The organism is Pseudomonas sp. PARCl1, from assembly GCF_947311875.1.
Taxonomy (GTDB): domain Bacteria; phylum Pseudomonadota; class Gammaproteobacteria; order Pseudomonadales; family Pseudomonadaceae; genus Aquipseudomonas; species Aquipseudomonas juntendi.
Genome location: NZ_CAMZMX010000082.1, coordinates 1 through 8,495, shown reverse-complemented (window position 1 = coordinate 8,495; position 8,495 = coordinate 1). Strand labels below are relative to the sequence as shown.

Annotated in this window: 7 protein-coding genes and 1 pseudogene; 6 read left to right on the top strand and 2 right to left on the bottom strand. The window is 64.2% G+C overall.

Translation table 11 applies throughout. The annotated features are described in order from the left end of the window. Positions 1–375: 375 nt before the first annotated feature. Positions 376–1,062 carry a histidine phosphatase family protein gene (locus tag QME24_RS24300; RefSeq protein ID WP_280091901.1) on the bottom strand — a complete coding sequence of 229 codons (687 nt, stop codon included), beginning with the start codon at positions 1,060–1,062 and terminating at the stop codon, positions 376–378. A 179-nt stretch (positions 1,063–1,241) separates the two neighbouring features. Here QME24_RS24300 and QME24_RS24295 point away from each other — a divergent pair, with 179 nt between their 5' ends. The 4 genes from QME24_RS24295 to QME24_RS24280 all read left to right on the top strand — a co-directional run bounded on the left by QME24_RS24295 (position 1,242) and on the right by QME24_RS24280 (position 4,550). Beyond that, a complete protein-coding gene (locus QME24_RS24295) occupies positions 1,242–1,811 on the top strand; it encodes a GNAT family N-acetyltransferase (protein WP_054905957.1) in 570 nt (189 codons plus the stop codon). Positions 1,812–1,960: 149 nt separating this feature from the next. Further along, a complete protein-coding gene (gene tesB, locus QME24_RS24290) occupies positions 1,961–2,830 on the top strand; it encodes an acyl-CoA thioesterase II (protein WP_009681790.1) in 870 nt (289 codons plus the stop codon). Beyond that, positions 2,827–3,417 carry an HAD family hydrolase gene (locus QME24_RS24285; protein WP_029887396.1) on the top strand — a complete coding sequence of 197 codons (591 nt, stop codon included), beginning with the start codon at positions 2,827–2,829 and terminating at the stop codon, positions 3,415–3,417. Before tesB ends, QME24_RS24285 begins: the two co-directional genes overlap by 4 nt. Positions 3,418–3,539: 122 nt before the next feature. Next, a complete protein-coding gene (locus QME24_RS24280) occupies positions 3,540–4,550 on the top strand; it encodes an NAD(P)-dependent alcohol dehydrogenase (RefSeq protein WP_192441063.1) in 1,011 nt (336 codons plus the stop codon). 30 nt (positions 4,551–4,580) lie between these two features. On the opposite strand, the gene QME24_RS24275 is transcribed toward QME24_RS24280, so the two are convergent. After that, the gene (locus QME24_RS24275) at positions 4,581–5,282 is read right to left on the bottom strand and encodes a FadR/GntR family transcriptional regulator (protein WP_192441061.1); all 702 of its coding nucleotides are present in this window, start codon (positions 5,280–5,282) and stop codon (positions 4,581–4,583) included. A 261-nt stretch (positions 5,283–5,543) separates the two neighbouring features. Between QME24_RS24275 and QME24_RS24270 the strand changes: the two are divergent. Continuing rightward, a pseudogene (locus tag QME24_RS24270) lies at positions 5,544–6,897 on the top strand (MFS transporter). Positions 6,898–6,916: 19 nt separating this feature from the next. Next, a complete protein-coding gene (gene gudD, locus QME24_RS24265) occupies positions 6,917–8,272 on the top strand; it encodes a glucarate dehydratase (RefSeq protein WP_054905953.1) in 1,356 nt (451 codons plus the stop codon). Positions 8,273–8,495: the final 223 nt, after the last annotated feature.

Sequence of the window (8,495 nt, the reverse complement as noted above, 5' to 3'; positions counted from 1 at the left end):
TTTGATACGGCCAAGCTTTTCAGCTCTGAACACCTCAGAAAAGCTTGACCGCCAACAGAGTATCTACGTTTGTTTCGGGCCAATTATTCCTGTGGGATTTGCGCGCGAACGCCTTGGCGCATGCCTCAAAATCGCCGTACAAACAAGGCGGCCGCGCGCATCTGGCACAGGGGTTACTGGCCCGAAACAAACGTAGGAGCGAGCGCAGCTCGCGATGCGCCGCGCGGGCGGCGCTCGATCTCACAGGCGCTGAAGATGCTCCGGCTACCCTTGCCAGGAACCATAGAATCTCCCACAGGGACCGCATCAGGGCTGACAGGTGTTTGCCACAGCGCCTGTGTGGCTTACCGGCGATGAGGCCCGAGCAGGCCACTGCTATTTTGCGGCGCTGGCCAGCACCCGCTGCCAGTCGGGCTCATTCAGGCGGCCGAGGATGCGTGCCTTGCCGTTACCGTCCACCGAAACGAACAGCGCGCTGGCGTAGGCGCTTTCGCGCTCGCCGCCGGCCACGTGCTGTTGGCGGGCGAAGTGATCGATGCAGCCGTTATGGGTCACCAGCACCAGGTTGTGCCCGGCACGTTTGTGCGCCAGTGCATCGCTGGCAAACTGGCTGTCGCAGCTTTCCAGCCAGTCTTCGCTGGCCACCGCCTGGCCGAGGATGAAGTGCGCGGTTTGCCGGGTGCGCAGTTTCGGGCTGCTGAGCAGGTCGGTGTTGGCCAGGCCCAGTTGGTGCAGGCCTTGGCCCACCCGCGTGGCAGCCTGGCTGCCGGCCACGGTGATGCCGGTGGGGTCGTCCAGGCACGGGCCCGGGGCGCTGTCGCAGCGTTCGGCGTGGCGGACCATCACGATCACGGCACCCTCGGCCCAGTTCTGCAGCAGGCCGCTGTCACTCAGTTGTTGCTCGTTGCCAAGGTCCACGATATGCGTCCTCGTCGCCAGCCAGGTGGTCAAGGCCGCCACGACCATGCACAAGCCAAGGGCGGCACCAAGGGCTTTGTGAGACAGGCGCCGTTTGCGCCGGGCGTGAATGGCAGGGTGCCCCAGGGTATTGCTCGATAGCATGCGTTGCTCCAGTGACAGGGCCGTGGCGGGCACGGCAGTGATGGCGGCATTTTGCTAAGCGAGCTGTTGGGGGCCGGTGAAGGGCGTGTGAAAATTGCATTCGGTTGCGGCCCGTTGGGTGAACACCGCCCCGGCGCCTACGCTGTAGACTGTAATTCGGCAAAACCGGAGCAGGCCCGATGACATCCACCCTTCAACTGGAAAGCGCCCGGCTGGTGCTGCGCCAATGGCACGACGATGACCTGCGTGAATTTGCGGCGCTGTGTGCCGACCCGCAGGTGATGCGTTACTTCCCGGCACCGCTCACACGCCTTGAAGCTGCCGCGCTGATTGGCCGCATACGCGGGCACTTCAACGAATACGGTTTTGGTTTGTGGGCGCTGGAGCGCAAGGACAGCGGTGCATTCATCGGCATGACCGGCTTGCTGCAGGTAGACTTTGACGCCGATTTCGCGCCAGCCGTGGAGATTGGCTGGCGCCTGGCCCGGCGCCACTGGGGGCTGGGTTTTGCCAGCGAAGCCGCGTGGACCTGCCTGCGCTGTGCGTTCGCCCAATTGCGCCTGAACGAGGTGGTGTCGTTCACTGCCGAAAGTAACTTGCCATCGCAGAAGGTGATGCAGGCCATCGGCATGCAGCAAGACCTGCGCGGCAGCTTCGAGCACCCGCGCCTGCCCGCAGGCCACCCGCTACGCCCGCATGTGCTGTACCGCATCGACCGTGCGCACTGGGAGCACACCCTGCGCGCCTGAATGCACAGCCATGCTCGGTGCGAATGGCAAACGCTGTATTATTTGCCCATTGAAAGGGCGCTGTGCCGCATGGGGTTCGGCGCCTGTGAGTTCGAGCGCCGCCCAGGCGGCGCAGCGCGAGCAAGGCTCGCTTCTACGGAGATGCCCCAATGAGTCATGTGTTGGACGACCTGGTCGACCTGTTGAGCCTCGAAGCCATCGAGGAAAACCTGTTCCGTGGGCGCAGCCAAGACCTGGGCTTCCGCCAGCTGTACGGCGGCCAGGTGCTGGGCCAGTCGTTGTCGGCAGCCAGCCAGACGGTCGAAGACGCGCGCCATGTGCACTCGCTGCATGGTTATTTCCTGCGCCCGGGGGACGCCAGCCTGCCGGTGGTGTACTCGGTGGACCGTGTGCGTGATGGCGGCAGCTTCAGTACCCGGCGGGTGACGGCGATCCAGAAGGGCCAGACCATTTTCACCTGTAGCGCCTCGTTCCAGTACGACGAGGAAGGCTTCGCCCACCAGGCGCAGATGCCCGACGTGGTCGGCCCGGAAAACCTGCCTACAGAAGTGGAACTGGCGCGTGCCATGGCAGACCATCTGCCTGAACGCATCCGCGACAAGGTGCTGTGCGCCAAGCCAATCGAGATTCGCCCGGTCACCGAGCGTGACCCGTTCAACCCCAAGCCAGGCGACCCGGTGAAATATGCGTGGTTCCGCGCCGACGGCAACCTGCCCGACGTGCCGGCCCTGCACAAGTACCTGCTGGCCTACGCCTCGGACTTCGGCCTGCTCACCACCGCGCTGGTGCCGCATGGCAAGTCGGTTTGGCAGCGCGACATGCAGATCGCCAGCCTCGACCATTCGCTGTGGTTCCACGGCAACCTGCGTGCCGACCAGTGGTTGCTGTATGCCACCGATAGCCCGTGGGCAGGGAATTCCCGTGGCTTCTGCCGCGGCAGCATTTTCAACCAGGCCGGGCAACTGGTGGCATCGTCGAGCCAGGAAGGCCTGATTCGCCACCGCAAGGACTGGGCATGAGCCTGCAGCAGGTGCGCAACTGGGTGTTCGACATGGACGGCACCCTGACCGTGGCAGTGCATGACTTTGCCGCCATTCGGGAGGCGCTGGGCATCCCTGCCGAGGACGACATCCTTACCCACCTGGCGGCTTTGCCAGCCGACGAAGCCGCGGCCAAGCATGCCTGGCTGCTGGAGCATGAGCGTGAGCTGGCGGAAGCCTCCACCGCGGCGACCGGGGCAGTTGAACTGGTGCGCGAACTGGCTGCGCGTGGTTGCCGGTTGGGGATACTGACCCGCAATGCGCGGGAACTGGCCCATGTGACGCTGGAAGCGATTGGCCTGGCGGACTGCTTCCCGGTGGAGCATGTGCTCGGGCGTGACGAGGCGGCACCGAAGCCGAGCCCGGATGGGTTGCTGAAGATTGCCGCGGCCTGGGGCGTGGCGCCGAGCGAGCTGGTGATGGTGGGTGACTACCGTTTTGACCTGGACTGCGGGCGCGCAGCGGGGGCACGCACGATATTGGTGAATGTGCCCGACAACCCATGGCCGCAACTGGTGGATTGGCACGCGGTCGATTGCCGGGCACTGAAGGTGATGCTGGGCTGAGTCGATAGTGCGCAGCCCGATCGCAACACAACGCCGCTGCTGCAAAGCCCGTGAAGCTTTTGCAACCCATAGACCTGTCTATGCTCATTTCCATTCCTGACGTTGATACGGAGACCCAACCCATGACCAGCAAGGCCATCTACGTTCAACCTGGCGGCGGCTACGACAAGGTCGAGGTCGGCAGCAGCGAGGCTGCGCCCCCTCAGGCCGGCGAGATCACCGTGCGCCTGCACGCCAGCTCCCTGAACTACCACGACTTCGCCGTGGTGAGTGGCATGTGGGGGCCGAGTGAGCGGCGCATCCCCATGGCCGACGGTGCGGGCGAAGTCGTTGCCGTAGGGGCCGGCGTCAGCGAGTTTCAGGTCGGCGACAGTGTCGTCAGTACGTTCTTCCCGGACTGGCTCGATGGCCAGGCCAATGTCGAAGGCTTTGCCCGGGTGCCGGGTGACGGCATCGATGGCTACGCCCGCGAACAGGTCACCGCCCGTGCCACCGCGTTTACCCTGGCACCTTCGGGCTTCAGCCATGCCGAAGCCGCCACCCTGACCACTGCCGGCCTGACCGCCTGGCGCGCGCTGATGTGCGACGACCACCTCAAACCGGGCGACACGGTGCTGGTGCAGGGCACCGGTGGCGTGTCGATCTTCGCCCTGCAGTTCGCCAAGCTGGCGGGTGCCACGGTGATTGCCACCTCGTCCAGCGATGCCAAGCTGGAGCGGCTCAAGGCCTTGGGCGCCGACCACTTGATCAACTACAAGCGCACCCCGGCGTGGGGGGAGAAAGTGCGCGAGCTGACCGCTAACCGCGGTGTCGATCACGTGATCGAGGTGGGTGGCCCGGCTACCCTGGAGCAGTCGATGATCGCTGCACGGATCGGCGGGCATGTGTCGCTGATCGGCATTCTTACTGGCGTGGCCGGGCAACTGCCGCTGGTGCAGGCGTTGGTGCGGCAGATTCGCCTGCAAGGGGTGCTGGTCGGCAGCCGGGCGCAGCAGCAGGCGATGGTGCGGGCCATTGATGCCAACGGTTTGCGGCCGGTGGTGGACAAGCACTTCGAGCTGGAGCAGATCGTCGACGCGTTCCGTTACCAGGAAAGCAACCGGCATTTCGGCAAGATCTGCCTGACCTGGTAAGCGTCGGGGCTGCTGTGCCGCAGTTGCCCGTCAATCCGGTAGCAGCCGGTAGCGGCTGTTGGACAGGTGCAGGCACACCGCCGCGCGGGCCGCATCCGGGTCTTGCCGGCGGATGGCATTGAGGATTGCCTCGTGCTCCAGGTTGGCCAGGTATGCCTGCGCTGCCATCTTCGACCCACTGCGCTCGGCTTGGGCCATGCGGTTGCGCGGAATCAAGCCGTTGCCCAGCTGCAGCAGCATCTCGGTGAAATACAGGTTGCCGGTGGCTTCGGCAATCAGCAGGTGAAAACGCCGGTCGGCCTCGATGCAGCTGTCACCTGCCGCCGCCAGGTCCTGGTAGTCATCCAGTGCCTGGCGCATGCGCGCCAACTGCCCTTCATCGCGGCGTAGCGCCGCCAGCGCGGCGGCCTGGCTTTCCAGGCCGACCCGCAGCTCCAGCAAGTCGCGCACATTCGCTGCGCTTTCCGCTGCAACGCGCAACCCGGCCTGGGCTTGGCGCGCCATCACGAAGGTGCCGATACCGTGGCGCGGTTCCACCAGCCCCGAGGCCTGCAACTTCGACAAGGCTTCGCGAACCACCGTGCGGCTGACCCCGTGCTCGCGTACCAAGGTGTTCTCCGACGGCAGTTTGTCGCCGGGCTTGAAGGTGCCCAGGAGAATCTGCTGGGTCAGGCTGGAGACCAGGTCATGTGCGCGGCTGTGGCCGCGTTTGTGCGCGTGATCTGGAAGCATGCTGTGGTCCACCTCTTGTTGTACTTGTATGACAAGTTAATTGCTAAAAATATTTTTTGCCCAATTTTTCGCGAGGCGAGGGTGCATTTGGAGTGCCAGTTTTTGCAAGATCGCAACATATTAGTCTTATTGCAGCTTGTATTTTGACATTTTGGCGATGTTGTTGATCTTGTCGTACAACTTCTCGGGGCCTATGCTCGTCCCCACTGCCATGTCAGACAACCCCGACCCGCACAAAAACAATTAGTGGGAGATCCACCTGTGAACGACACCCTCGCTCCGTCTGCCCGGAATGAAGGCGACGCTTTGGCCAGCGCCGTGGCCAAGGTCAAGCGCCACGTGCTGCCGCTGTTCGTCATCATGTTCATCGTCAACTACCTGGACCGCGTCAACATCGGCTTCGTCCGCCCGCACCTGGAAAGCGACTTGGGCATCAGCGCTGCAGCCTTTGGCTTTGGTGCCGGGCTGTTCTTCATCGGCTACGCGCTGTTCGAGGTGCCTTCGAACATGCTGCTGCAGAAGGTGGGGGCCCGCTTGTGGCTGACCCGCATCATGTTCACTTGGGGGGCTGGTGGCCACGGCCATGGCCTTCGTGCAGAACGAAACCCAGTTCTATGTACTGCGCTTTCTGCTCGGTGTGGCCGAAGCGGGCTTCTTCCCTGGGGTGATCTACTACTTCACCCGCTGGTTGCCGGCGGCCGAGCGCGGCAAGGCAATCGCCATTTTTCTCAGCGGGTCGGCGCTGGCTTCGCTGATTTCCGGCCCCTTGGCCGGGGCATTGATGCAAATCCAGGGGCTCGGCCTGCACGGCTGGCAGTGGATGCTGTTCATCGAAGGCATGGCCTCGGTGGCGTTGTGCTTCTTCGTGTTCTTCTGGCTCGACTCCAAACCGCAGGACGCCAAGTGGCTGAGCCAGGCCGAGCAGGATGCGCTGGTCGCGACGATCGACCGTGAACAGCAAGCGCGCGAGGCGCTGGGTGCGGTCAAGCCGTCGGCCTGGAGCCTGCTCAAGGACCGCCAGATCGTCCTGTTCTGCCTGATCTACTTCTGCATCCAGCTGACCATCTACGCGGCCACCTTCTGGCTGCCGAGCATCATCAAACGCATGGGCGACCTCAGCGACCTGCAGGTCGGCTTCCTCAACTCCATCCCGTGGCTGATCTCGATCCTGGCCATGTATGCCTTCGCTGCCGTTTCTGCACGCTGGAAGTTCCAGCAGGCCTGGGTGGCAGGCGCCTTGGTGGTCGCGGCCATCGGCATGTTCATGTCCACCACCGGCGGGCCGGTATTCGCCTTTGTCGCCGTGTGCTTTGCCGCCATCGGCTTCAAGTCGGCCTCGTCACTGTTCTGGCCAATCCCGCAGGGCTACCTGGATGCTCGCATCGCGGCGGCGGTGATAGCCCTGGTCAACTCGGTCGGCAACCTCGGCGGCTTCGTTGCCCCCACCACGTTCGGCCTGCTGGAGCAGCAGACCGGCTCGATCCAGGGCGGGTTGTATGGCCTGGCGGTGACTTCGGTGCTGGCGGCAATTGCCATCTTCTTCGTGCGTACACGCCCCAAGGGCGCACCTTCCGATAGCCTGAAGGCCCCCGCGGCCCTGGGCCAGACCCACTGACGACTGCGAGACGACAACCATGAATATGCAGACAACACCCGCCGTTCACACCAGCACCCCGGTGGTCACCGACCTGCGCGTGATTCCGGTGGCTGGCCACGACAGCATGCTGCTCAACCTCAGTGGCGCACATGGCCCGTTCTTTACCCGTAACGTGGTAGTACTGCGGGACAGCGCGGGCAACACGGGCCTTGGCGAAGTGCCGGGTGGCGAGGGCATTCGCCAGACCCTGGAAGACGCCCGCAGCCTGGTAGTAGGCCAGCCGATCGGTCATTACCAGCGCGTGCTCAATGCCATGCGCCAGACGTTCGCCAGCCGCGACTCGGCGGGCCGCGGCCTGCAGACCTTCGACCTGCGCATCACCGTGCATGCCGTCACGGCCATCGAGTCGGCGCTGCTCGACCTGCTCGGCCAGCACCTGAATGTGCCCATGGCGGCACTGCTTGGCGAGGGCCAGCAACGTGATGCGGTGAAGATGCTGGGCTACCTGTTCTATATCGGCGACCGCCAGCAGACCGACCTGGCCTACCGCAACGAAGCGGACAGTGACGACGACTGGTTCCGTGTGCGCCATGAAAAGGCCCTGACGCCCGAGGCGGTTGTGCGCCTGGCCGAAGCGGCCAAGCAGCGTTACGGCTTCAGCGACTTCAAGCTCAAGGGCGGCGTGCTGCGGGGGGCAGAAGAAATGGAAGCAGTGACGGCGCTGGCCGAACGCTTCCCCGAAGCGCGCATCACCCTGGACCCCAACGGGGCCTGGTCACTCAAGGAGGCCATCGCCCTGTGCCGCGACAAGCATGATGTGCTGGCCTATGCCGAAGACCCGTGCGGCGCCGAGAACGGCTACTCGGGCCGCGAGGTGATGGCCGAGTTCCGTCGCGCTACGGGTTTGCCCACGGCTACCAACATGATCGCAACCGATTGGCGGCAGATGGGCCATGCGATCCAGTTGCAGTCGGTGGACATTCCGCTGGCCGACCCGCATTTCTGGACCTTGCAGGGCTCGGTGAGGGTGGCGCAGATGTGCAACGACTGGGGGCTTACCTGGGGTTCGCACTCCAACAACCACTTCGATATTTCGCTGGCGATGTTCACTCAAGTGGCGGCTGCCGCGCCGGGTGAGATCACCGCGATCGACACCCACTGGATCTGGCAGGACGGCCAGCGCCTGACCCGTGAGCCGCTGCGCATTGTCGACGGCCATGTGCATGTGCCGGCGCGGCCGGGGTTGGGGGTGGAGCTGGATGAGGATCAACTGGCCAAGGCCCACGAGTGCTACCGCAACATGGGGTTGGGGGCGCGGGATGACAGCGTGGCAATGCAGTTCCTGATTCCGGGTTGGCGTTTTGATAACAAGCGGCCTTGCCTGGTGCGTTAAGGCTGCTGGCCTCTTCGCGGGCTTGCCCGCTCCCACAAGGATTGCACAGGATTTGAAGCCGATGCGATCGAGGTGGGAGACTCTATGGTCTCTGGTAAGGGTAGCCGCAGCATTTTCAGCGCCTGGGAGATCGAGCGCCGCCCGCGCGGCGCATCGCGAGCTGCGCTCGCTCCTACGTTTGTTTCGGGCCAGTAACCCCTGTGCCAGGTGCGCGCGACCGCCT

Excerpts from the sequence above, each read along its gene's own strand:
- QME24_RS24300 (WP_280091901.1), bottom strand. The coding sequence starts at position 1,062 with ATGCTATCGAGCAATACCCTGGGGCACCCTGCCATTCACGCCCGGCGC.
- QME24_RS24295 (WP_054905957.1), top strand. The coding sequence starts at position 1,242 with ATGACATCCACCCTTCAACTGGAAAGCGCCCGGCTGGTGCTGCGCCAA.
- tesB (WP_009681790.1), top strand. The coding sequence starts at position 1,961 with ATGAGTCATGTGTTGGACGACCTGGTCGACCTGTTGAGCCTCGAAGCC.
- QME24_RS24285 (WP_029887396.1), top strand. The coding sequence starts at position 2,827 with ATGAGCCTGCAGCAGGTGCGCAACTGGGTGTTCGACATGGACGGCACC.
- QME24_RS24280 (WP_192441063.1), top strand. The coding sequence starts at position 3,540 with ATGACCAGCAAGGCCATCTACGTTCAACCTGGCGGCGGCTACGACAAG.
- QME24_RS24275 (WP_192441061.1), bottom strand. The coding sequence starts at position 5,282 with ATGCTTCCAGATCACGCGCACAAACGCGGCCACAGCCGCGCACATGAC.
- gudD (WP_054905953.1), top strand. The coding sequence starts at position 6,917 with ATGAATATGCAGACAACACCCGCCGTTCACACCAGCACCCCGGTGGTC.